This window comes from Epilithonimonas sp., assembly GCF_032054305.1.
Lineage (GTDB): Bacteria > Bacteroidota > Bacteroidia > Flavobacteriales > Weeksellaceae > Epilithonimonas.
In genome coordinates this window covers 168664-193060 of the sequence record NZ_DAMBSX010000007.1, presented here as the reverse complement: position 1 = coordinate 193060, position 24397 = coordinate 168664, and the positions used below count along the sequence as shown (strand labels likewise).

The window sequence follows — 24397 nt, the reverse complement described above, 5'->3', positions numbered from 1 at the left end:
AAATGTAGCATAAAGAGTATATAAATTTTGTCTCAAAAATAGTTGCAAGTTCAGTGCCATTCGAATAGAAATCCGGAAACTCATGAGGCGGATGCTTGGTAATATAATCTTCAAAGCAGATCTCAAGATCCGGAAGTTCTGCGGCAGAAATATTCGCCACATGTTCTTTATTAGAGCCATTCTTTCCATAAGGCATCCCAACGCCCAGCCTGTCATTTTTTTCAAAGATGGTGATAGCATCCGGATACTGTTTATTTTCGACGATATGTTTCAGTATCATCAATGCTGCTGGTCCGCCTCCTATCAATGCGATGGATCGAGAGTATTTATATTGCATTCAGTTCGATTTAGCTATATAGATTCAAAATATATTCCAGAAAGTCCTTGGCTATACCATAATCGCAAAATAAAATTACACATGACGGATCAGATTTTAGTGACGATAGGATGCGCCAACGAAGAAATGTCTTTCCGCAGAATGTTGTAGGCCGTAATTGATCCCTGCATCAAATTTCAGGTCTTTCGCCGCTTCTATCTGAATAGCAGCATTGATATAATTCGAGAATTGATGGGCTTTAAAGTCATAGGTATAATAGGTTTCAGCAATGCCATCAATATTTTTAGTCAAGGAATGGCTAAGCGTTAAGGTCTGTAAAAATTCAGTGTGCATCGACGGCTGATCCTTATCTTTCAATCGGTCCGCTTCTACCTGAAATCCCAGATTCCATTCACCTGGCAGCCTGTAAAGCATTGGTACGATCAAACCTCCTTCCAATTTACTTTCTGTATCATAATGAGAAGTCGGAAATTTAATATATGGCAGGATTGCCATTACAAAATTTCCTTTATCATTACCAATGATATTCTGTTTAACTCTTAAATTAATATCTCCAAATCCCTCTGATCTAGATATCCCTCCTGAAGTAAGATCAGTCTGTTTTTGTACTCCATAGGTCTGAAATCCGACCTGCACAGCAGTAGAGCCGGTTAATCCCAGCTTGATATTCCCCTGATTGATCAGTAGGGTGTGTGTGTTCTGTGATTCGGACGTTTCCCGAACTAATCTCACTAGATCCGTTTCGTATTGAAAATGTCCTGCGTCCACAGTATAGGGAGATTCGGTCACATCCGGACGATCTGTTTCCATTTCCCGCATTTCAGATCTTGGAACAGGATTAAATAAAGAGGATTTTTTTTGAGATTCCTGCTGTCCATAGCATATGCTTGAAATAAATACCGCAGAAAAAATACTTAAGAACAGTTCATATTGTTGATTCATTGCTTATTTTTATCAAAGCTGTACAAAATTTGTACAAAAAGTTGTTCGTTTCATTAAATATGTTATTAATTTTTAATAGTCCCAACTAATATCCATAAGAAATAGGGCTGAAAATATCCAATTTTTAAGGTTTAAGAAAGTAATAATTTTTCAGGATTCAACCATCCAAATAAAGAGGATCAGAAAGAAGGCACTTGGGCTGATTTCTGTACTTTGTATCATACGATACGGGAAGCAATTGGTATAATTACAGGAATGGATAATTGATGACCAGTGTTTTATTTCTAATACGATCGATTAATTTTCGTACAATAAATTTTCTTAGCACAGGTGGAAATTAATTGTTTTTGGTAAAGAATTTGATTTAATACACCGTAAAAATTATAATTATGAGCTTTGATATTTCTTTTTTTGATTTTAATAATCTCTCGTTACAGGATCAGCACTCCGTTGTTGATTCTTATGGTCTCGTTGTTAACAAAAGGGAAAACAGAGATTTAACTTTTGTCACTTACCAGTTCCATTATTTTTCGGTAGAGATCACCTATACGTCACACGATGATAAGTTTACAGGTTTAAATGCCTACCAGTATAGGTTTGAAAGAGCTATGTTTATATAGAATTTCATCATATTGTAAACCGATTGATGGAATTATTTGAATTGAAATATTCTTAAAATGTATTTTTTGCTGACCATGATTAGAATAATCGGAACTGTCTTTGTAAGTATTGGAGTCCAAACCAATTTATTAATATAGAAATAAAAGTTTGAATCACGAAGCATGCATTGAGACAATGAACGATCTAATCAAAATCAACAACGACAGGATTGAAGGTTACAAAAAAGCAATCGCGGAATTGCAGGACGATGAACATTTTGATCGGAAAACTGTTTTCAGTGCAATGGTGACCGAGAGTCAGCAATACAAAACAGAATTGCAGAACAAGATACACGAGTACGGAGGTTCTACAGAGCAGGGAACTACCACTTCAGGAAAATTGTACAGAGCATGGATGGATGTTAAGTCTGCTTTTGCGGTTAATGACAGTGCATCAGTGCTGAGTGCTTGCGAAGCTGGGGAAGATGCTGCGCAAAAGGTTATAGATCAGCTATTGAGGATGAAGATGTAATGGAGGAAACCAAGGTATTGCTGCGTCAACAAAAACAATCATTGAGAGATTCTCACGATAAGGTTAAAGCTTTGAGAGACAAGGCTAAAGCATAATTTCCTTATGTTAACTAGACAAAAACCTTCTTGTTCAAGAAGGTTTTTTTAGGTATACCTGAATAGCGCCGATTATTCTAAATGGCTCCATGTAAAAATAGGCCGTAATAAACAATAACCTTCCACTAATTGATATATTCTTAAAAAGATCTAAGTCAATTGATCATTCTTAATTCGCTCTGTTCTTTTCATCAAATTTCAAATTTCGATCCTGGGCTTTTACTTTTCTATTTCCAAAACTGTAGGTCAACGAAACGGTCAGATTTTGTCCATCATAGTAATTGTTGAATGAGTGGATTGAGCTTTCGTAGTAGATCTGCCCGTGACTTTTAGCCTGACGGAAAATATCAGAAACATATACATTCATCTGAAGATCTTTGTTCATCATATTTAATTTGACGCCAGATGTGAAATTTCCGACAAAATAAGAATGAACATTACCCATATTTGAAGGCAGTCGGAACCAGTAATTCATAAAAAACTGGATTGTTTTGTCTTTTTTTAAAGCAAAACTATTCTGGAGGTTGAAAGTCGTGCTGTTTCCTTTTCTAGAAGCTGCATCAGTCGCAAAAACCTGAGTTTCCATATGAGAGAAATCACCTGAATAATTTAATTCCCAGAAACTGAATAAAGTGTCTGAAAAACTTAATGAAATCCCGGTACTGTTTTTATTAAAGAAATTATAGAAGTTGCTTGTCTTATTTTCTCCATCTAAAACTACGAGCTGGCTGAAAGCATCCAATTCTCTCTGAAAATACACAGAGGCAGAAAATTTCCCTTTGTACAGGTAGGAAAGCTCAAAATTATGATTGATCGAAGGATTTAAAGCAGGGTTTCCGGAATAGTAGGAATTGATATTCGTGTACCAGCGAAATGGATTGATGGCACGGAATCCCGGTCGGTTGATCCTTTTTGAGTAATTGATATTAAAAGTGTTGTCATCATCAGCTTTGTATGATAGATAGAAGGTTGGAAACAGTTTACCATAAGAATTTTCTGTATCCTGCCCGGTGGCGGCTGATGCACCGTTGACGGTAGAATATTCATATCTTAAGCCTGCTTTGACAGTCCATCTTTCTGCCAGTTCCTTTTCCATGCTCATATATGCAGCATAGTTCTTTTCTTTATAATTAAATAGATTGGTTCTCAGCGGATCTGTAATATAGGATCCGTTGATCAGATTCTGGTATCTGATGTCGGAATTGTTGTCAAAGCTGGTGAATTTAATACCTGCTTCTGTCTTTGCAAATTCAAACGGAAGCGTCAGATCGGCCTGGCCGGAATATATTTTGTAATCGAGTTCAGATGGTGTTTTTACGATGAAGGCATTGCCGGAATTGTCTACCGTTGTGAAATCAATATTGCTTGAGGGCGTATTGGAAAAATAATTTCCTGTAATACTCAATTTGTTATCCCGCTTTCCGAATTTCAGATCATAATAGGCACTTATGGTGTTGTTTTTATTTTTGGTGCGGTGCTCTGCGTAAGTAGATAGAGTGTTGGTATAGTTCCCTTTTTGAAAATAATCTGAAGTGTTCGTTATATCCATTCCGGAGTTTCCCATTCCGTAATCGTAGACCAATCCCAGACTTGATTTTTTATTGAGCTCATAGTCTATGCTATAATTAAGTCCGCCGCCGTTCCAGAAATCTCTCCTGTCATCTGAGCTTGCCATTCCGTCTATACCTGCGATCTTGTAGTTCTCATACGAATGTTTCTCGCTGTCATATTGCCTAAGCTTCAGTGATGACCTTAGTTTTTCACCTTGATAATTGACCGTTGCGGAATTGGAAAATCCGGCATAGGTGGTCTGAAAAAGACTGGTTGTCAGGTTGCCGCTCCAGCCCAAGTTCTGGTTTTTCTTTAGAACAATATTAATTAGTCCACTATTACCCTGAGCTTCATATTTGGACGGTGGTGCGGTGATTACCTCTATTTTTTCGATGTTTTCCGAACGCATACCTTTAAGATAGTTGATGAGCTCAGTCCCTGTAAGGTTCAGCATTCTATCATTGATCATCACTGCGATCCCGCTTTTCCCGATCATGGAGATACCCGCATTTTCATCAACTCTGATCTGTGGAGTGTTGTTGAGCGCTTCTATGCCATCCATTCCCTGCGAAGCAATAGAATTGGCGATATTAAAGACCAATCGGTCCGCTTTTCTTTCGATCAATTTCTTTTTCGCCGTTACGACTACGCCTTCGATCTCTTTTGCAGGCTTATTTTCAAGAGCAAAATCGTGTTTTGTAGTTCCGTTTACAGTGATATCATCTTTTAAAACTTCGATGCCGTCAAGAATACAAACTATTTGATAAACGCCATTTTCAGGAAGTTTCAGGGCAAAATTTCCTTTTTCGTCGGAGATGGAAGTTTGTCTAAATTTGTCTTTTACCGCAATAATTTCTGCATATGAAACCTGATTCCCCGATTGTGTGATCTTTCCTGTGATCCTTTGTGAGAAAGCGAGAAAAGGGGTTATTAAAATAACTGAAAGCAATGTCTTCTTCATGATAGTATTAATAGTTCATTATTATGACAATCATGAGCAACTCCCTGTTACATCCAACGCCTTATTTTTTTTAATGGACAGTTGCTTCCTTTTTTAATAATGGGAAAAGATAATTGCTTGTCCAACACACTAAAAATTCAGAGATCTTTGATTGAAAAATGATATAGAGTGTAAACCTTAGATTCCAAAGTGGTCAATTTGACGTTAAGCTTTGATATTCGAGTTTTAGACCGGTCATATTATCTCCCAAATTCTTCCTGTTTCCTTTGGTATTCTACAGTATCTTGAAATAAGAATGAATCTGTTTGTTCACATATAAAATGGTTAAAATCCAACTTTAAATCAATTTTAGAGTTTGGAAAGCAATATAAACGCTTCGAGATCAATTCGCCCTGGAACTACACCCGGTTCTATAACTTCATAGAGTTTTTAAATGGGTTGTGTACCGAAGCGAAAATTGTTGAACTTGATAAAACATTAGAAGAAATTTCTGAGATCAAAATGCAACTTGTTCTGCAATATAAGCAAGAGAAGAAGAACAAATGAAAATTAGCTTTATCAAAGAGCGGATTGATGAAAATAGAGCTCTATTTGAATTATCATTTAAATCAGATTTCGTTGAAAAAAGTTTCTAATTAGTGTACAGGTCAAAAACCAAAAAAAGATAATACAATACATTTATCCTATTATAAAATTTATAATTTCTATATTTGTGATACAATAATGATAATTAATATTTATTATTGTAATTAAATAATACAGTTATGTTACTTATGTCATTGTCTAGAACTCAGAAACTGATTGCTGATCATGTTCGTGATCGTAGGCTTCTGATGGAACTTACTCAGGAAGGACTGGCTGAACGTTCAGGGGTAGCACTTTCTACCCTCAGGAAGTTTGAGCAAAAAGGATTGATATCTTTGGACTCTCTTCTAAAAATCTTAATGGTGGTTGGAGGATTGGAACAATTGCTTGATGCTCTTAAGCCAGACAAGCCAGCTTTCAATTCAATAGATGAAGTTTTGAAACAAGATAATAATACAATTAAAAAAAGAGGTAGAAGAAAATGATCAAGCCTATTGCAGAAATAAAAGTTGGATTAGATTTTGGCTTGGCTGTCCAGCCTGTTGGACGTCTTGCAATACGTAATGGTATCATCTACTTCCAATATGATGACAATTTTGTTAACGATGGATTTGAAATATCTCCTTTCAGATTACCTCTAAAAAGAGGTGTTAGTGAATTACCTCTGCATCCATTTGACGGATTGGCCGGGGTATTCAGCGACAGCTTGCCGGACGGCTGGGGAAGATTGCTGTTTGACCGTATGATCAGAACTTTTAGATTGATGCCATCAGACGTTTCACCACTGGACCGTCTGGCTCATGTAGGTATGCACGGAATGGGGGCATTGGTCTATGAGCCGGATAATAGTCCTGAAGTGCCGCAGGATAAAGTTGACCTGGATGTTCTGGCTGTACAAACTCAAAAAGTCTTGAAAGGAAGTTCGGAAGAAGTAATTACTGAGCTGTTAGCTTTAAATGGTTCTTCAGCAGGTGCCAGACCAAAAGCACTCATTGGCGTAGATAGCAAACGAAAAAATATATTATACGGAGCCCAAAATTTAAACGAAACTTTTGAACATTGGTTGGTTAAGTTTTCCAATTCGCAGGACGGTCCCGATTCGGGAGCCGTTGAATATGTCTACGCGCTGATGGCCACAGAATCTGGTATCTCAATGCCGGATGTGCAATTATTTCCTTCTCAAAATGGGAACGGTTATTTCGCTGTAAAAAGATTCGACAGGGATGGTAATAAGAGGTTACATATGCACACTGTAAGTGGTTTACTTCATAGCAATTTCAGATTACCTTCGCTTGATTATGAAGATTTACTGAACTTGACTGCAACCCTGACAAAAGATATTCGTGAAGTCGAAAAAATGTATCGACTGGCAGTCTTCAATGTAATGGCTCACAATAGGGATGACCATGCAAAGAATTTTAGCTTTTTAATGGACGAAACCGGCAACTGGAAACTTTCTCCTGCTTACGATTTAACATTTTCGACAGGTCCTGGCGGAGAGCAGAGTACCATGGTTTTGGGAGAGGGCAGAAATGTAAGTATAAAACATTTGGTTAAATTAGGAAATGAGGCTAAGCTATCAAAAGAATTCATAGAGAATGTTATTGAGCAAACAACCTCAGCACTTAGTAAATGGTCAAGACTATCAAAAGATTTTGGAGTTAGTAAATCCAATAGAGAATTAATAGGTAGATTAATTAAGATACTTTAATATAAAATTTGAGCTATACTTGTTAGCATTTTAAATTATTTTGCCCTAAAAATAGATGAAAATTGAGGTGTATCCTATATCTACAAATTGGTTCATACCATTCTATCCCATTTTCAAAACCTTCTGGAAAAATTTTATTCTTTGAACGAAAAAAGATTGAGGAATGGCTGTTAAAAAATAGCCATAGATCAAATGATGAGATCCAACAAGAAGCGACAGAATTTTCTTTACATAAAAATAAAACCTAATGATTAGAGTACAGAACTTAACAGGACTTTACCAAAACCATTTATTAGCAGATAATGTCAATATTTTGAAGGTGTTAAATGGCAATTTATACTAATCTGAAAATTGAAATATAAATAACCGTTTTATCTAATAAGATCTATTGAATTCTATTAAAATTTAATCAGTAGATTAAAGTATTTTGTTGAATAGTCTAAATTAATTGTAAAAATGGTCGCTAATATTTTATAATGTAAATGAAGGATATAGCTGAAATTAAAAAAAGTTTTAAAGCTATTCAGAACTGAATAAATTATAGATTTTCTTCCTGACCTCATCATTAGGACTTACTTTATAAAACTCTTTAAGCAGATCCAAAGTGGTGGGTTTTTTAGGATATTGATTATGTAAAAGAAAACTTTTAAGCGCTGCGTTTACCTTGTCTTCGCCAATCAGTTCGCTCAATTTCACCATAACGACAGCACCTTTCGAATAAGAAATATGAGTGTTTTCACCGCTCACTTTGTACAGTGGCTGATTTTCAGATAAACCTTTTTCATTATCAAAAATCTGTTGATGCACTTTTATTCTTTCCAGCATTTTTTCTTTACCGTGCATCTTTTTGTAAATCATCATTTCGGTGTACATCGCTAAGGTTTCAGTCAACATCACTGCGCCCTCTCTGTCATCAGGATCGATCTGGCTGTTTCCCCACCAGAGATGCGAAAGTTCGTGTCCTGCCAATTCATTGATAACATCCTGATTTTGATCAGCTTTAATATTGGCGTGGAAAAGCATATCTTCCGTCATAAAAATAGATGAAGGATAAGCGGTAGCTGCAAAACCTTTTGTGAAAGAAGAAACTTCAGCAAAACTTATGGTTTTGGACGGATATTTTCCAAAATTCTGTGTACAATAATCCAACGTGATTTTTGCATTTTCAAGTAAATGATCTACGTTATCCGAATGTTTTTTGTTATAAAAAATATTGATCGTTATCCCTTTATAAACGATGCTTTTTACCTGATATCTTGCAGAAGAAACCGCAAAACGAAACGGAATTCCATTCGATCTGTAACGAAAATAGTTTCGGTTATCTTTACTGTAATGTTGAATCAGATGTCCGGTTCCTACAGCGGTCTGGTCCTTTTCTGTCGAAACGGTCATATCCAGATTAATGAAATCTTTTTTGAATACTTCAGGAGCTTCTAATTTTTTTAATTCCGATTGCTTTTTGAGTTTAAATTCTGCCCGTTTTTCTTCATCTTCAATTTCATTATCAGCTTGATATCCGAAAGTGGGAAAATATCGACTGATTCTCATAAAAGAGCCATTTTCTATGATTGAATTGAAAGAATCGTGACCATTGACGGCTGACCATCGATAGGAAATTTTAAAATCTAAAGTGGCTTTTTCTCCAGGTCTTAAAGGTTGTTTTAAATCAATTTCAGTTACTTTCTGATCAATTTTTTTTGATTCAGAATCTGTTTTGAAATGGGCTGATTCTATTTGGAGATCAGGATCGAAATTAATCAAAATCTTGTCAATAGGTTGGTCTGTTTGATTTAACAACCTATATGTTCCATTGATCTTATAAGAGTTTTCGTATGGATAAAGCTGTATTTCGGTGGTCACATCAGTAATCGTCGGTTGTGCAAGATCTTTATAGTATTTGAATTTCTTTTCGTATTGAGCCGATTGTACCATCTTTTCATCTTCATTCTGAGGAATATAGCCTTTCATAAAAACATTTCCGGCAAAAACTCCGACAGATAATATAAAAACTGTGAGAATGAGTTGTTTTAAATTCCGTTTTTTTGTTTTGAAGCTTTCATTGATCAGCCAAAAACAAGCAATTAAACTTAGTCCGAACAGCAATCGTTCCGCAAAAGCTGAAGCATAAAGTCCGTATCCATTAAAATCACTGTAAACGCCTTTGTAATCTGAAAATATTCTCAATAATGGATTGGATATGATTTTTTTCGAGACAGGTCCGGCAAATGTAAAACCTGCAAGCACGGAAACTCCCAACGCAACAAATCTGTTTCCGATATTGTCGTTGATCAACAAAATAAAAGCTGAGAAAAGGATCAGTGGAAAAGTGTTAAAAAGAACGGTTCCCAGATACGCATTCCAATCGATTTGAAAATAACTGTAAGTAAGCTGAAATATCAATCCTTCGGAAATTAAAATGGCCGTAAGAAAGAAAAATAAGATACTGATGGAAAGAAAATGTCCGCTCAGTTTATTTTTAGAAAAATAAGTGCTTTTCTCAATCAGTGAAAACCCCGATGAATGGCTTCTCCAGTACAAATCATTAATAAAATAAATGGCGATCAGCATTCCAAATAAATGAAAATTTTCCGAAATGGTGGTCGACATCAATCCTGAACTCGCATATTTTTGAGGAAGGCGGATTCCCTTTTCGATTTCAGCGTAAATTTCCATTCCTACAAAAAATAAGAGCAATATTGAAATGGCTACAATGGTGATACTTTTAAAAAGGTAAATGAGGTCGATTTTTGCAAATGAGAAGACAGATTTTGTATCAGAAATAAATCCAAAAGAAGATCTTGCAGTTGTAAAAGGTTTTAAATTTTTAGTAAAAGAAATACTTGCGACCTGGTTTTTGCTTTTATTTTTGTTTTGGGAAGGTGGAGAGAATGAAAATAGCCTGTAAGTCAATATCAAAAGTAACATTGAAATAATCAGAAAAACGATTCTGTTGATCAATAAATATCCGGTAAATGGTACGATCAATTCATTCTTTTGCAGAGCGGATAATGTTCTTGCTTCAAAAAAGTAAGATGAAATTCCAAATGGGTCGATCAATGCTGATAATTGCTGAGTTTCCAGTGATTGTGGTAAGCTTCCTGCCATAAACGGCGAATTGGAAAACACCAAAATGATCATATAAAGAACATAAAGAAACAGTCCGCCAACAACAACCAGAAGTTTTTTCTTGGTGGTAAATGAAATGAAAAATAAAAAGCTGCAGACTACAATACAATTGATTCCGCCAAAAATTAAAAGAGGGTAGAAGTAATGCCAGAAATGAAAATGTTGCTGAATTTCACTTCCTGTTCTTAGATTTTGTCCAATCACAAATCCAATCATCAAAAATATAAAACTGAGGAAAGTATGAAGAAAAAAAGTAAGAAATTTCCCCTGCAGATACGTTCGTTTCGAAAAAGGATACGAGAAAATGAGAATATCAAATTTTGAATCCCAATCTTTAAAAATTACCTGAATTGCAAAAATTATCGCAAAAAATATAATGACCAAACTCAATAAACCTGTCATAAAACCAATCGTATACGGAGAATTTAAGAAAATTCCCTCTCCAACAGTAAGATTGAATTGGTTTCCACAAAAAATACCTATCAACAAGAGAACTAAGGCAACGAGATATGCTGGCCAACGCTTGATTGTACGTTTGGCCTCAAATAAAAATAAAACATTCATAACTATGGTTTTTGGGTAAGCGTATGGAAATAAACTTGTTCCAACGATGGATGGACTGGTGTAAAATCTGAAAGCGGGTGTTCCGAGAAGGCCGTGATGTATAATTCTCTTTCAATCAATTGTTGACTGATAATATTATAATTGGATTGATAATTTTCCAGCCGATCTTTTTCAATAGGTTTTGACCATATCTTATTTTTCAGCTCGGAAATTAGTTCATTTGGATTTCCTTTTGTAAGAAGCTTTCCCTTATTGATAATGGCTACTTCCGAACACAGATTCCTGACATCTTCAACCAAATGCGTGGAAAGAATCACAATCACATCATTGCTGATCTCGTTAAGTAAAGAATTGAAACGGTTTCTTTCCTCGGGATCCAGACCTGCAGTCGGTTCATCAACAATAATGATTTTCGGATTTCCTAGCAAAGCTTGTGCAACCCCGAAGCGCTGCCGCATTCCGCCGGAGAATGTATGAACTTCCTTGTTTTTAAAATCAGAAAGATTGACTTTTTCCAAAAGACTTAAAATTTGATTATTCCGCTCTATATTGTTGCTGATTCCTTTCAATAGAGCGATATGCTGCAAAAGGTCATACGCAGATACTTTGGGATAAACTCCAAAATCCTGAGGCAGAAATCCAAGATTTTGTTTGATATGATCTGGATTTTCGGAAACGTCGATTCCGTTGAAAATGATCGTTCCTGAAGTTGATTTCTGCAGTCCGACGATGGTTTTCATCAGTGATGATTTTCCGGCTCCGTTGGGTCCCAATAAGCCGAACATCCCGTTTTCTATATTCAAAGAAATATCTTTAATAGCTTGAAAACCATTTTTGTAGGTAAGACTTAAATTATTGATTGTTAAAGTATTCATAAGATTGACTTTAGGTCATAGAATTCCTGGCAATGTCTCCATTGCTTTTCAAATTGTGCGTAAAAATGTTGGTGGTAAAGCTTCAATTGACCAAAAGGTCACAAAGCTTTTCGATATATTTAATTACTCTTCTTTATACTCCAGGATATCTCCTGGCTGACATTCCAAAGCTTTACAGATTGCTTCCAGCGTGTCGAAACGCACACCTTTAGCTTTTCCCGTTTTTAGAACAGAGAGATTGACATTACTAATTCCTATTTTTTCTGCCAATTCTTTACTCTGCATTTTTCTCTTGGCAAGCATAACGTCTAAGTTGATGATAATCGGCATTTTATATAAATAGATCTTGTTCGTTTTGTAAATGTAAACCCTGTTTAAAAATATTAGCAAGGAAATAACAGAAAATTCCCAGCATAAAGTGGATAAAAACCAATCCCCAAATAATACTTTCCACCTCTACAAAAAAACTTGCTGTAATAACGATGGGCAAAGGAAAGAATATATTATACATATAAAATCTTTTAAGATGTACGATATTTCCTTCTGTAAATAATTTTGACTGAAAAAACACTTTAAACACTTTTGCTGACAACCAGAAGAATATTCCGTACGTTAATAGCACCAGTAAAAAAGACAGGATGATATAAAGGTAATTGTTTTCGATATTTAGAAAAGGCTGTTCTGTAAATGGATAATTAATATGCAGATACAGATCTTCTTTGTAAGGAGTTACGGCAAAACCGGTCAATAGGCAAAACACCGAATATACGAATGTGATAAGATAGCCTGCGGATAATACAAGGCACAGATAATACAGGATCTTTGAAATGTTTTTATTCTGATTCATAAGAGAATTATCAATTTGTTAATGCAAATATATAATTAATTATCGTAAAACATTAATTAATTAAAAAAATGATTACTAAAATATAAATCAGAACGTATGCAAATCATTAGGAATATAAAAAAATTGGCACCAACTATAATTAGTCGACGCCATTATTTGTGTTAATCCAAATATAGAAGTTTTAATATTTTATTTGAACTAATGGTGAAAATTATCTTTCTCCAAGATGGTGACTATCTATATAGGCATGCTAGATAGAGCTTATTTTTTACTGATAGGAAATGATTTTTTACTTATCATTCCTTTCAGCATCGAAATCCAGATTGTAGATAATAACAGAGACAGGCAAGTAATTCCAAGTCCGGTCTTGTATAAGGTATATTCAATGATACCGGTTTTGTAAGCAATTGATAATGCCAGTATACCGAATTCTCCCGTTTGTGATAACAAGGCACCGCCGTACCAGCTGTCTTTCCAATTATATTTTAGTAATCGGAAAATAAGAGCTGACATAACACTATTGCTCGAAAGCACAAAAAAAGTGCCTAGCAAAACCATTTTGAAATTAGAAAGCAGGTAGGAAAGATCAAGGCGAAGTCCTATAGAAACAAAAAAAAGGGTAGTGAAAAATATTTTAAAAGGCATTAACGAATGTTCGAGCCAGTTAAAAGATTTTACCTTTCCCACGACAACGCCGGCCATAAAACTTCCAAGTGCTCCGCTTAAGCCTACTGTTTCGGCAAATAATCCAAATCCAAGGCAGATAATCAAACCTAAAAAAACCTGAAGGTCGTGATCTATTTCAATCGTATTAAAAAAACCGGGGAACTTAATCTCCTGTATATTTCTTATCCTTTTCAAAAGTAGGAAAATAGCAATACATACCAATACAGGTATTATGATGTTAAGGAAATCAAAACTTTCCTGACCTTGGACTTTCAATAAAGTTAGAACCGGAGCAAGAAGCAGATCCTGAAATATCAACATATTAAGAATCATTATTCCGAATGTTGTTTTTAAAGTATTGTGTTTCTTCAAAAACTCACTTACCACAGCAGTACTGTTAAAGATGAAAAGTATGGTGATAAGAATTATATCATTCAGGGAAAAATCTGTTATGTAACCTATGGTTAGAGCGCAGATAAAACTTAAAAGTATTTTCATACTCTGGGCAATAATAGGTTTTATAAGCAAACTCCTGTTGTTAGGAACATTGATTTCCATACCCAAAAAGAACATCAGAAGTAGAATTCCAAGCTCACCGATAACTTCTATCTCATCCGGTTTTTTAAAGACCCCCAGAACGTATGGTCCCAACACAATACCTGCAATGATGTAAGCGATAAGGTAAGGCTGGTTCAGTTTTTTCAAAAGAAGCATAATACCCAAAGTGATAAAGCACAATAAGCATATAGCCCAAAGTAATCCATCCATAACTTTTAGTCATAAAATTGATAATGAATTAATTTTATCCGTTGGTATATAAAATTGGTTTTCCAATAAGGAAAACCAATTATAAAATTTGTCTGTTGTATTATTGAATCTCGATCATCTTAGGAGGACGTTTTTTAGCTTCCTCCTTTTTAGGGATTGTGAGCTTCAACACTCCGTTTTCGTATTTAGCTTCAATATGCTCTTCATCCACAACGTCTCTTGCGAGCTCAAAACTACGCTGAAAAGCCTGATAGCTAAATTCTCTGCGGGTATAATTGTCATTTTTGTCTTCCGTTTCATTTTTCTTCGAAGACGAGATGGTAAGGAGATTACCTTCCAGGCTAATCTGGAAATCTTGTTTTTCCATACCTGGCGCGGCGACTTCCACTACAAAATTTTCAGGATTCTCCCTGATATTTACCGATGGGAGAGTGGTAAGAGTGGAAGAATAATTATTGTTGCCCCAATTAAAAAGTTCGCGACTGAAAAAGTCATCGAACAGTGTACGTGGATTTGCAGGGAGCAAACTGCCATTGTTTCTTTTTTCGATTGACATAACAAACGTTTTTTAATGTTAAACAATAAATTAAATGATCACATTTGAAAATTTACAAACAATATACCAAAACAAATGTTGGAAAAAATGTCATATTATAAAAGAAAAAATGTCAGAATGTATATGGTTAGAGTGGTAAGTCGTTTTCTGGAATGACCTTACATCCTCATCTTTTGGAAAAAGGATCAGTTCATTTTTATTTCCTTCAGTAGTAATAGAAATATCATCAGTATTTAAAGGCTCACTCACTCTTACTAGATATGGAAAGTAAAATAACAAGGAGAGATGCTATTGGAAAGATAGCTCCAACAGTGCCATAGTAGCAGGCTTTAGTCACAAAACAGCAATACAAGTAAAGCGAATACAAAGAAGCTTACTGACCCGCAAACAAAGATGAAAATTAAGGTGTACAGGCGAAATGTATCAATTATCACTGGCACATTCGGGAAGTGTTAATTATCTAATTTACAGGAATTTATAAGGTTTGAGGTGTACGGAAGTAGTACAAATGTATCTTTAAATTTATCTACGAAAAATATAATACATTGGTTTATAGGTGTTTATGATGGCGAGATTCGTGCGGAAAAGTAGAAAAAAAGAGGTTGCAGCATCTTAATACTGTACCACTTATGTAGACCTTATGTTACTTAAACCACTATTAATAAATTTCATTAGATACTGTATCGGGAAATAATAAAACATTTCTTCTTTGTCGTTTTTTTCCGGTTAAATCTAGAAATACTGTTAAGTAAAAAATTGGGGAATGGTTTAAAAAAAACATGTTTTGAAATTTCTTACCAATATGAAATTTTTCAAACATTTTCCTAAATTATGTGGGGACAACTTTTGGACAAATGTTTACTATGTCGATATAATTGAATTAATAGTTTGATTATTAGTGTTATAAGTTTTTGGTAACCTCGTGCTTTAGTATACGCTTCATTTTTTCTTTTTTGATTGTTTTTATAAATGATATGGCAATAATTATTAAAAAAAAGGCACTTGTAACAAAAATTAATGACCAGTATTTTTTATCAATCAACTGCATCTCGATCTTGTTGTTTTCTTCTTCTTGTAGAATGAGTTGATTTGTTAAAACTGCAGCCGCACGATTGCTTTCAGATACTCGTTTTTTATATAAAGATTCGTAGTGATCGTGTTTTGAAATATCTTGTTGTTGCAGATAATTTTTTGAAAGCAACTCATAGATGTCGTTTTCTAGATCGTCCCGAGCAGGTTGCCCTTTTCTTTTATTCATTATTTCAAAAAGAATATTATTGGATAATTCGGGTTTGTTTTCTAGCGAAAGAATTTTTGCCTTACCAAGCTCTATAAAAACATCATGCAACTCTACAAATTGTGGAGGATAAGTTCCTGGTGTTTCCCTTTTATTAATACTTGCTAATTTGAAACTTTCCTCAGCCTGTTTTATTTGCTTCTGCTGTAGTTGTGCAAATCCTTTGTTAAGATATGCGAGTTTTAGATTGATTTCTGCCAGCGGATTTTTAGATTGAAGATATTGATTGACAGCCTTGTTGAAGTATGACATTGCAATGCCACTGTCTAGGCTATAAAAATAATTCATTCCCTTCAAATAGAAGATGTTGCCTTTCAAAAGATTGAGGGAATCTGGTATTTTTGGTGACGACAAAAAAAGTTCTGCCTGATTCAAAAAAGCCCTTGCTTTTTCATTTAGTTGCAAAGATTGATAGGTATTTCCTATGATGCTTAAAATTTTTATTTTAGTAACCAGGTCTTCTTCCTCTGTTGCCATTTTCAAAGCTTGATTCCCGTATTTTAGAACATCCAGAGGTTTTTGTAGTATATTGGACGCATTGGTCATTAGGAACAAAGATTGTAACTTCTGTTTATGGTCCAAATCTTTTTTCTGATACGTTTCTTGAGCCATTTTGAAAGCTTCCTGTGGTTTCTGCAACATCAATTGTTGCACTTTATTCAAGATATCGTCCACAGAAGGTTCATTGGCAATACCGAAAAAACCAAATAGAATCATAGTAATTAAAATGATCTTCTTCATACTTCTTTCTCCTTTAATAATTGAATATAGCTAGCAGGTGAGATTCCTGTAACAGATTTAAAAACAGCCGTAAAAGCACTGTGTGTAGAAAAACCACTTTCCTCCGCCAAATATTTTATTTTATAACTTCTGTAGATTGGCTTTGACTTTAATTTATCTATAATATAGTTGATTCTTAGTTCATTAATATAAGCATTGAAGTTTTTCTGTTTATGATTATTGATGGCTTCGGAAAGATACTTGGTGTTTGTTTCCAGTTTTTTAGCAAGATTCTGAAGAGATATATTCGGACTGATACAATCATCGGATTTCTCAAAGATCTCTAATTTTTCCAACAATAGGTTTTCCGTTTTTTCAGGAATAGATTGAGGTTGCACAATCTTCCGTTCTTTCAGAATATTGATTTTACCTATGAAATTTCTATACTCGTTGATTTGAGAAGTTAATTGGTGTAACCTTGTCAAAATCAATGTAATAATGACAAATCCCGCAAGTGTAATATATAATAAAATCCTTTTTCTTGCAATTAATAGAGATTCTTGTCTATCTTTAAAACTACTTTCAATAATATTGAACCACTTGTTTTTTGCGGAAAATTTTGATTGATCCAGCAATTTTAAAATAGATTCTTTTTTATCTATGTATTCCTTATAATCATTGAAAGCATTTGATTTCGAATAATAATTAACCATCAGATCATAATATTCGTATTTCAAATTCAAATTAGAAGTTTGCTCTAGAGAATCTTTCGGAAATGTATTGATAAACGTTGAAGCTTTATCCAATTCATTATTTTTTACCAAATAATTGGCGTATAGAATGTTGAATTCTACATCATATTTGTACAGGTCCTTAATTTGATTTAGAAATAATTCGGATGATTTTATATCACTTCCGGCAATCAAAACAAATAAATTCAGCAGATTTTCCCTAGCCAGCATCAGATTGCCAGATTGTCCTTTCTTTACAATTTCAGATAATTCATGGTTAATGTTTCCCAGTTTATTTTTCTTGATCTGGTCTGAAATTTTGACTATTTTATCAGAAAAAATAATGTCATTATTTGCCTCATCATAGTTTGTAGCCGAAGGGTTTTCTAGACTTAAATGATTTAAGATGCTTCTTTTCAGGATAAGGATATTTGGAGGTAGGTCTTTGTCATTACTTGATATTCTTTTCAAAGCTTCGTTAAGATTATTTTGAAAAAAAAACGACTTAATTCTCAGATAATCAATTTTGCTTTTTTCATCACTGTCCAATGTAAAATTCTTTTCCAGATAATCTAATGTTTCCATCGTATTATCGGGCATCAATACTAGATCATATGCAGCTTTGTGTAGGAGCTGTCTTTTTTCCGGATCAATGGTCTTCCCACAGATATTAGCGAAAAAGAATATAAAAAAAATAAAAACCGGCTTAGGCACTCGAATTTGAATTAATGGATAAAATTATGCTTTTATTTTTATTTACTATTCGTTTTTTCTGATTTAGGTGAGTTAAAGTGTAATAAAATTAATATTTTGTTGATAACACAATAAATTTGTAGCTCTTAAATACCGATATAATAATAAATAATTGCGGTTATAGGTCATTGGATATAGGATATTTGATCTCAAAAATCTTCTTTCATTAGAATCAGGCAAAAAAATATTTATTAGTTTTTAAATAGTAGTTTATCAGTGTTTTAAATATTATTTTTTAATATCGAAATAATAGAAAGTTTTATAATTACGACAGTCTAGTTCTTTTGTTTCAATTATGGTAGCCATAATTTAGACTCGCCGAATAAAGTATCGATGGTTATAACGTTTCGGGCTTTATGATTTAATAATTCTAACTTTTTATTTATAGTACTATGAGAAAAATTAACTTTTTTGCTTTTCTATTATGCGGATTGGTGTCCGCGCAAACCACTTTCACATTGGTAAAGGATATTCTTCCTGGTGTACAGAATTCTACACCCTCCAATTTCGCTATCTATAATGGTAAACTTTATTTTTCTGCCAGCTCAACAGTCGATGGAGTATCTATAGGAGCGGAACTTTGGGAAAGCGATGGAACAGAAGCCGGAACAAAATTGGTTTCCGACATTGTTCCAGGTAGCTCTTCCTCCTCGCCAAATGGATTATATAATTTTAATGATAAATTGTATTTCAGCGGTACGATGAGTATCAACGGGACCAATACAAGTGGAGTGTTGATGTCATACGATGTGGCCAATGGGGTACAACTGGTTTCATCTGTGGCGAAATTTAGCTCAAATCATACAAAATTGGGTAACACATTGTACTTCAAAGCTTCAAATACAAACGTTACGCCTAATACCTCAAGACTTTTTTATCTCAACAGTGCGGGAGAAGCAGTTATCGCAGATGACAACCTTAATGTTATAAATATCGGTCTTGGCGCAAATAAAATTTTGGCGAATGCCCAAGTTACTACTGCAGCAAATCCTCTTTTGACTCAACTTTTTGGCTTTGACGGAACATCTACAGCTCTGATAAAAAATGTAAATCCTAATACATCATCTTATCCGCAATATTTTATGTACAGTCCTGCATTGGGGAAGACGCTTTTCAACGCAAATGGAGGAAATGGGGGCGAACCATGGATCACAGATGGTACAGAGACGGGAACCGTGCTTTTGAAAGATATCAATGTTTCTAATGGTACTGCAGGGTCTAATCCGAATAACTTTACGGAGTATAACGGTAAAGTTTATTTTTCAGCTTCAGATGGTTTAACAAGTGGAATAGAGCCGTGGGTAACAGACGGGACGGAACAAGGAACAAAAATGCTTAAGGATATTATCCCTGGTACATCCGGTTCTTTTCCGGAGAAATTTGTGGTGGTAAAAGATAAGCTTTACTTTTTTGCAACAAGCGCAAGTAATGTGAAGCAAATATGGGAGACTGATGGGACGGATGCTGGAACAAAAATGTTGGCGCCCATAGCATCAGGTTCGAGCTTATTAGCTTACAATGACAAACTTTACGTTGTTGCAAGAATCAGCAGTACAGATACGATTGGTACTGAACTTTACAAAGTTAATTTGCCTGAGGAATCTCTTTCTGTTTCGGAAAAAAATGAGAAATTGGGCGTATATCCAAACCCATCTGATGGTGATTTTTTTGTCAGTACTATCAAGTCTGGATTCTACGAGTTATCCGATGTCTCAGGCAGGGTTGTAAGCAAAAGCAATTTTTTTGACGGAAAAATATCGACAAAAGTACCTGCGGGAATTTATTTTCTAAAGGTACAATCGGACGATTCTAAGACCAAAGTAGTTAGTAAAATAATCATTCGTTAAATCGGAGTTTTAAAAATAAATGAGGTACAGCTTTAATAGAGTTGTACCTTTTTTATTTCATTCTCATTCAATTAGTTTAATAGGTGTCTGTATTATGTTGATTATTATGGTTTTATGCGTGGTTGAATATGTATGACTAAATAATAAAAATCTAGTAAAACTCTATGGAGCGAGTTATAGAATCATTTTAACCCAATTTTTTTAATTACAAGGGCATTATCAAATTGATATTGACTACGCGATAAAATTTTGAATTTTTTATATGTTTTTAACAAAATTGGAATCTTGATGTAAAATTTTGGCACAAAATTAAGTGTTGAAAATACATTTTTTTATTCAAATAATGTATTTTTTGATTTGTTTCTAAATTTTTTTTTCAAATAAATTTTTGTTTTTCTTATCATAATAATGAAATTTTGTCCAAATTCTCCAGTCGCCTGTTATCGTTTGATCTTCTTGTGTTTAGATAAGGATTTAATATTGATATCGTGTATTATATGATAAGCTTATCATATAAATTGCTTTTTGCTTATCATAAAATATAGATATATAATGTGTTGGTTTTGTGGTGATAATGAAAATTTTATTTTTTTATCTCGATTCTATTTTTATATTTGTGATGTTACGCAAATGTTAACAATCAAATGAATCCAGATTTTATTCATACTTACGTTTCTGTAGACTGTGTTGTTTTCGGTTTTGATGCCGAGAACAGACTCAATATTTTATTGGCACAAAAACATGCTGATAATGTTTCTGCAGACAGTCAGAAAAAATTACCCGGAAGTTTGATTTTCAGCAATGAGGATGTTGATGATGCGGCAAATAGAGTTCTTTACGAATTGACGGGAATCAAAAAGATGATTCAGAAACAATTTAAATGTTTTGCAGATCCAAATAGAGCTAGCAACCAGAACGATATCAATTGGATGGGAAATGAGTATAATCAAAATATTGATAGGATCATTACCGTGGCGTATCTCTCGTTGTGCAAAATAGATCACAAGATCAATAGTTCAAAATATGATACTGTAGATTGGCATCCGATAGACAATATCCCGGAGTTACCTTTTGACCATAATAAAATTATCAGAGAGTCTTTGATAGAGATCCGTAAATGGATGGAAACAGATTTCTCTATCATCTTTGTTCTTTTGCCAAAGAAATTCACGATCAGACAATTGTATCAGCTATACAGTGCAGTGAGCGAGAAAACAATTGATATTAAGAATTTTCACAAGAAAATCTCATCTTTCAACTACATTATTCAACTGGATGAGATTGAACAAAATGTTTCGCACCGAGCGGCAAGATTTTACAGGTTCGATCCGAAGATTTATAAGAAAACCCACAATAAATTAATTAAATAAAATAAGCCTCAAAACAAAATGTATTTATTAGGATTCGATATCGGCAGTTCATCTGTAAAAGTTTGTCTTATAGAGGCGTCCAGTGGCAAGGTCGTGGCTTCTGATTTTTCTCCGAAAAAGGAAATGAAGATCATTGCAGAAGAACCAGGATGGGCAGAGCAGAATCCTTCCGATTGGTGGACCAATCTGAAATTGGCACATCAATCTGTGATGTCTCACGCCAATGTAGATGCGGAAGATATCAAAGGAATCGGGATCACTTGGCAGATGCATGGATTGATCTTGGTCGATAAAGATCAGAACGTTCTTCGTCCATCGATAATCTGGTGCGATAGCCGCGCTGTTCCTTATGGGGAGAAAGCTTTTAAAGAAATAGGAGAAGAGAAATGTTTATCTCATCTTCTGAATTCACCAGGGAATTTTACAGCTTCCAAACTGGCTTGGGTTAAGGAAAACGAACCAGAGATCTTTGATAAGATCGATAAAATAATGTTGCCTGGAGATTACATCGCAATGAAGCTTTCCGGCGAAATTGGAATTACCGTAGAAGGACTTTCCGAAGGTATTTTCTGGGATTTTAAAAATCACTGTATCTCGGAAGATGTGATTAATTATTACGGAATTCCGAAGAGCTTCTTTCCGGAAATAGTTCCAACATTCGGAATTCAGTCAACGGTTTCCGCTTCTGCGGCAGAGGAATTGGGATTAAAGGAAGGAACACCAATTTCGTACAGGGCCGGTGACCAACCGAACAATGCATTGTCACTCAATGTCTTCAATCCGGGCGAAATTGCTTCTACAGCAGGAACTTCGGGTGTAGTTTACGGTGTTTTGGATCAGTTGGATTATGATAAATTATCAAGAGTTAATACGTTTGCGCACGTGAATCATACTGAGGAGCAAATGAGATTGGGTGTTTTGCTTTGCATCAACGGAACGGGAATTCTTAATTCCTGGTTGAAACACAATTTCGCAACCTCATTATCATCTTATGGTGACATGAATGAGCTGGCTTCACTTTCTCCGATTGGTTCCAAAGGTTTGAGCATTATTCCATTCGGAAACGGTGCGGAAAGAGTTTTAGAAAATAGAGATACCAGATGTTCCATCCACGGGATCAACTTCAATATTCATTCAAAAGGAGATGTTCTTCGCGCTGCACAGGAAGCCATCGTTTTTTCTTATGAATATGGGATGAATATTATGAGAGATATGGGAATGAACATCAATGTTATCCGTGCCGGGAATGCCAATATGTTTTTAAGTTCCATCTTCCGCCAGTCATTGGCAAGTGTAAGCAATGCAACAATTGAACTGTTTGATACAGACGGAGCAGTTGGTGCCGCAAGAGCCGCAGGAATGGGAATCGGTTTTTATGTAGATTCCAAAGAAGCATTTTCTTCGTTAGAAAAAATCACTGTTATAGAACCTGAACACGAAAAGAGAGAACAATATCTGGAAGCCTATGAGAGGTGGAAAGATCATCTTCAAGAAATAATTTAATCCAAAAAAACATACCGAATTTACATTCACTTGCTGACTCAAAAAAATCAGCGGGGAAGGGATTCTACAATCAAAATTAAAGAAAATATTAAAAAATAAATTAAATAAATATGAACATTTCAAAAGAAGCAAAAGCGTTTTTTCCAGGGGTAGATCAAATCAGATTTGAAGGTAAAGAGAGTAGAAATCCTTTGGCGTTTCGCTATTATGATGCAGACCAGGTTGTGATGGGAAAACCAATGAAAGAATGGATGCGTTTTGCAATGGCTTGGTGGCACACACTATGTGCGGATGGCAGCGATCCTTTCGGAGGACCTACAATTCACCATCCTTGGAGCCAGGGAACTGATGCGGTTTCCAGAGCCAAATACAAAATGGATGCAGGCTTTGAGTTTATGCAAAAGATGGGATTCGGATATTACTGTTTCCACGACATCGATTTAGTAGATCCTGCGGACAACTGGAGAGATTATGAAAAAAATCTTCAAGCAGTTGTAGATTATGCTAAAGAAAAACAATCAGAAACTGGTATCAAGTTACTTTGGGGAACGGCTAACGTTTTCACGCATGAAAGATATATGAACGGTGCTTCTACCAATCCAAACTTTGATGTGGTGGCTTGCGCAGGAACTCAGGTGAAAAATTCTATTGATGCAACAATTGCATTAGGTGGCGAAAATTATGTATTCTGGGGTGGAAGAGAAGGTTATATGAGCCTTTTGAACACCGATATGAAACGTGAGAAAGAACACCTTGCCCGTTTCCTTACAATGTCTCGTGACTACGCGAGAAGCCAAGGTTTCCAAGGAACTTTCCTTATCGAACCAAAGCCAATGGAGCCTACAAAACACCAATACGATTACGATGCAGAAACCGTAATTGGATTTTTGAAAAGCCACGGTTTGGAAAAAGATTTCAAATTAAACCTTGAAGTGAACCACGCAACTTTGGCTGGCCATACTTTCGAACACGAATTACAAGCTGCTGTAGATGCAGGAATGTTAGGAAGTATTGATGCCAACAGAGGCGATTACCAAAATGGCTGGGATACGGATCAGTTCCCGATCGATTATTTTGAACTAGCTCAGGCTTGGTTGGTGATTCTTCCAAGTGGCGGTTTAGGTTCGGGAGGTGTTAACTTCGATGCGAAGATCCGTCGTAATTCTGTAGATGCAGATGATCTTTTCATCGCTCACGTAGCGGGTATGGATGCTTTTGCAAAAGGACTTTTGGTAGCGACAGATATTCTTGAGAATTCTGATTATATAAAACTGAGAACAGAAAGATATTCATCATTTGACAATGGTAACGGTAAAGCATTTGAAGATGGCAGATTGACTTTGCAAGACCTTCAGAAAATTGCCCACGAATCTGGAGAACCATTGCCGAAAAGTGGTAAACAGGAACTTTTTGAGGCTCTTGTTAACATGTATATCTAAAAATAATAAGGGCGCTGATCTA

Annotated in this window: 18 protein-coding genes; 7 read left to right on the top strand and 11 right to left on the bottom strand. The window is 35.0% G+C overall.

Annotation, left to right across the window (positions count from 1 at the left end; genetic code table 11):
• Together RTX21_RS16130 and RTX21_RS16125 are read right to left on the bottom strand one after the other, a co-directional pair.
• Positions 1-337, bottom strand: a 337-nt coding sequence (locus tag RTX21_RS16130; protein ID WP_312769251.1) for an FAD/NAD(P)-binding protein, incomplete at its 3' end; no start/stop codon positions are given.
• 96 nt (positions 338-433) lie between these two features.
• Entirely contained in the window at positions 434-1279 is an 846-nt protein-coding gene (locus tag RTX21_RS16125; protein WP_312769249.1) for a transporter, read from the bottom strand.
• A gap of 795 nt (positions 1280-2074) precedes the next feature.
• Here RTX21_RS16125 and RTX21_RS16120 point away from each other — a divergent pair.
• A complete protein-coding gene (locus tag RTX21_RS16120; RefSeq protein ID WP_312769247.1) occupies positions 2075-2410 on the top strand; it encodes a PA2169 family four-helix-bundle protein in 336 nt (111 codons plus the stop codon).
• A gap of 264 nt (positions 2411-2674) precedes the next feature.
• Here RTX21_RS16120 and RTX21_RS16115 read toward each other — a convergent pair whose 3' ends face one another.
• Positions 2675-5017: an outer membrane beta-barrel family protein gene (locus RTX21_RS16115; RefSeq protein ID WP_312769246.1), complete on the bottom strand. Its 2343-nt coding sequence runs from the start codon at positions 5015-5017 to the stop codon at positions 2675-2677.
• 773 nt (positions 5018-5790) lie between these two features.
• Between RTX21_RS16115 and RTX21_RS16110 the strand changes: the two genes are divergently transcribed.
• Together RTX21_RS16110 and RTX21_RS16105 are read left to right on the top strand one after the other, a co-directional pair.
• Entirely contained in the window at positions 5791-6087 is a 297-nt protein-coding gene (locus RTX21_RS16110) for a helix-turn-helix domain-containing protein (RefSeq protein WP_312769245.1), read from the top strand.
• Positions 6084-7313, top strand: a complete 1230-nt coding sequence (locus RTX21_RS16105) for a type II toxin-antitoxin system HipA family toxin (RefSeq protein ID WP_312769244.1) — start codon at positions 6084-6086, stop codon at positions 7311-7313. Before RTX21_RS16110 ends, RTX21_RS16105 begins: the two co-directional genes overlap by 4 nt.
• 519 nt (positions 7314-7832) lie before the next feature.
• On the opposite strand, the gene RTX21_RS16100 is transcribed toward RTX21_RS16105, so the two are convergent.
• From RTX21_RS16100 to RTX21_RS16065, 8 genes are all read right to left on the bottom strand, one after another.
• The gene (locus RTX21_RS16100) at positions 7833-11003 is read right to left on the bottom strand and encodes a M1 family aminopeptidase (protein ID WP_312769242.1); all 3171 of its coding nucleotides are present in this window, start codon (positions 11001-11003) and stop codon (positions 7833-7835) included.
• A gap of 2 nt (positions 11004-11005) precedes the next feature.
• The gene (locus tag RTX21_RS16095) at positions 11006-11878 is read right to left on the bottom strand and encodes an ABC transporter ATP-binding protein (RefSeq protein ID WP_312769239.1); all 873 of its coding nucleotides are present in this window, start codon (positions 11876-11878) and stop codon (positions 11006-11008) included.
• 123 nt (positions 11879-12001) lie between these two features.
• Positions 12002-12208, bottom strand: a complete 207-nt coding sequence (locus RTX21_RS16090) for a helix-turn-helix transcriptional regulator (RefSeq protein ID WP_074234565.1) — start codon at positions 12206-12208, stop codon at positions 12002-12004.
• Position 12209: 1 nt separating this feature from the next.
• Positions 12210-12725, bottom strand: coding sequence for a DUF2975 domain-containing protein (locus tag RTX21_RS16085; RefSeq protein WP_312769236.1), 516 nt, complete (start codon positions 12723-12725; stop codon positions 12210-12212).
• Between the two features lie 261 nt (positions 12726-12986).
• The gene (locus RTX21_RS16080; protein WP_312769233.1) at positions 12987-14159 is read right to left on the bottom strand and encodes a cation:proton antiporter; all 1173 of its coding nucleotides are present in this window, start codon (positions 14157-14159) and stop codon (positions 12987-12989) included.
• Positions 14160-14259: 100 nt separating this feature from the next.
• Complete coding sequence (locus RTX21_RS16075; RefSeq protein WP_312769230.1) at positions 14260-14715, bottom strand: Hsp20/alpha crystallin family protein; 456 nt, start codon at positions 14713-14715, stop codon at positions 14260-14262.
• A gap of 901 nt (positions 14716-15616) precedes the next feature.
• The gene (locus RTX21_RS16070; RefSeq protein WP_312769227.1) at positions 15617-16753 is read right to left on the bottom strand and encodes a hypothetical protein; all 1137 of its coding nucleotides are present in this window, start codon (positions 16751-16753) and stop codon (positions 15617-15619) included.
• A complete protein-coding gene (locus RTX21_RS16065) occupies positions 16750-18048 on the bottom strand; it encodes an AraC family transcriptional regulator (protein WP_312769225.1) in 1299 nt (432 codons plus the stop codon). Before RTX21_RS16065 ends, RTX21_RS16070 begins: the two co-directional genes overlap by 4 nt.
• Positions 18049-18608: 560 nt before the next feature.
• Between RTX21_RS16065 and RTX21_RS16060 the strand changes: the two genes are divergently transcribed.
• From RTX21_RS16060 to xylA, 4 genes are all read left to right on the top strand, one after another.
• A complete protein-coding gene (locus tag RTX21_RS16060) occupies positions 18609-20063 on the top strand; it encodes a T9SS type A sorting domain-containing protein (RefSeq protein ID WP_312769223.1) in 1455 nt (484 codons plus the stop codon).
• A gap of 644 nt (positions 20064-20707) precedes the next feature.
• The gene (locus RTX21_RS16055; RefSeq protein ID WP_312769221.1) at positions 20708-21433 is read left to right on the top strand and encodes an NrtR DNA-binding winged helix domain-containing protein; all 726 of its coding nucleotides are present in this window, start codon (positions 20708-20710) and stop codon (positions 21431-21433) included.
• 18 nt (positions 21434-21451) lie between these two features.
• On the top strand, positions 21452-22936 hold the full coding sequence (locus RTX21_RS16050) for an FGGY family carbohydrate kinase (RefSeq protein ID WP_312769219.1): 1485 nt from the start codon (positions 21452-21454) through the stop codon (positions 22934-22936).
• A 110-nt stretch (positions 22937-23046) separates the two neighbouring features.
• A complete protein-coding gene (gene xylA / locus RTX21_RS16045; RefSeq protein WP_312769217.1) occupies positions 23047-24375 on the top strand; it encodes a xylose isomerase in 1329 nt (442 codons plus the stop codon).
• Positions 24376-24397 lie beyond the last annotated feature (22 nt).